Origin of the sequence: Novosphingobium indicum (assembly GCF_014645195.1) — a bacterium.
Taxonomy (GTDB): Bacteria; Pseudomonadota; Alphaproteobacteria; order Sphingomonadales; family Sphingomonadaceae; genus Novosphingobium; species Novosphingobium indicum.
The window spans coordinates 1-1,220 of sequence record NZ_BMLK01000089.1 but is presented as its reverse complement, the minus strand read 5'-3'; the positions used below and the strand labels follow the sequence as shown (position 1 = coordinate 1,220).

1 protein-coding gene is annotated in these 1,220 nt (G+C 63.5%); it reads right to left on the bottom strand.

The features are described 5' to 3' along the window. Window positions 1–77: 77 nt before the first annotated feature. Window positions 78–1,205, bottom strand: a complete 1,128-nt coding sequence (locus tag IEX64_RS24250; RefSeq protein WP_188824036.1) for an IS5 family transposase — start codon at window positions 1,203–1,205, stop codon at window positions 78–80. Window positions 1,206–1,220 lie beyond the last annotated feature (15 nt).

Sequence of the window (1,220 nt, the reverse complement as noted above, 5' to 3'; positions counted from 1 at the left end):
AGGATCTCGCTCATTCGAGGCTGAAATTCGCAGTTGTCTGCCGTGTTGGCGCGGTCTTGGTGATGTGAGCGGCACGATTAGGCCGCAGCCAGCAGTTTCGGCAGTCTGATGAGGTTGTAGGCGGCAGCGGTGAGCGTGAAGGACCATCCGACGCGGTCTTGGCCTCGATGGCGGGTCTTTCGCATGGTGCCGCAGGTCTTCGTCCATCCGAACACTTCCTCGATCCGTTTGCGGATCTTCTGGGAGAGGCCGTAGCCGGGATGGCGTGTCGTGCGCCCGTCGATGGCGGAACGCCGGTTGGTGTTGTTCTGGGCCACGTGCGGGGTGACGCCCATCTCGCGCAGCGCCGCGACGAAGGCGGCGGTGTCGTAGTTCTTGTCCGCGCCCAGGGTAATCCGATGGCGTCCTTCCATACGGCCCAGCATGGTCAGCGCCGCCTCACGTTCGGCGGTGCCGGTGGCGTGGGTCAGGATCGCATCGACAACGAGGCCGTTGCGGTTCTCCATGAGGACATGGGCCATGTGGCACAGCTTCGCAGCCTGGCCACGCGCCTTCTTGAACAGCCGGGCATCGGGATCGGTGGTCGATGCATGGGTTGCATTGCTGCGCTTCTCTCCGCGAAAATCGCGTCCGGCACTACGGTCGGTCGGCGTTGCTGCCTGCTCGCCCCGGCTGGCGACCGCCCCACCGTCATCATCATCCCCGGGGCCGCCTTCATCCTTGGACCTGAAGCTCTTCACGCTGGCCCAGGCTTCGATCAACGTGCCGTCCACCGAGAAATGATCGTCCGAGAGAAGAGCCTGTACGCGCGCCTGGCTGATGATGGCCGACAGGAACTTGGCGGCAACGTCGCCTGCCAGCAGCCTCTCCCGGTTCTTGGTGAAGACCGTGACATCCCAGATCGGCGCATCCATCGCCAGGCCGACAAACCAGCGAAAGAGTAGGTTGTAGTCCATCTGCTCCATCAACTGGCGCTCCGAGCGGATCGAATAGAACGCCTGCAGGAGCAAGGCCCGAAGGAGTTTCTCGGGCGGGATCGAGGGCCTCCCGATACGAGAATACAGGCCGTCGAAGTCCGCAGACAGCACTTCGAGCGCTTCATCGACAATCGCCCGGATCGCGCGAAGGGGATGGTTCGCCGGCACCCGAGCCTCGCAACTCACGTACGAGAACAGCCCCTCGCTCCGTTCATCACCGCCGCGCATCCCGATCCCTTCAAC

What these genes read in the sequence shown, in the direction of transcription:
- IEX64_RS24250 (WP_188824036.1), bottom strand. Translation starts at nt 1,205, where the DNA reads ATGCGCGGCGGTGATGAACGGAGCGAGGGGCTGTTCTCGTACGTGAGT.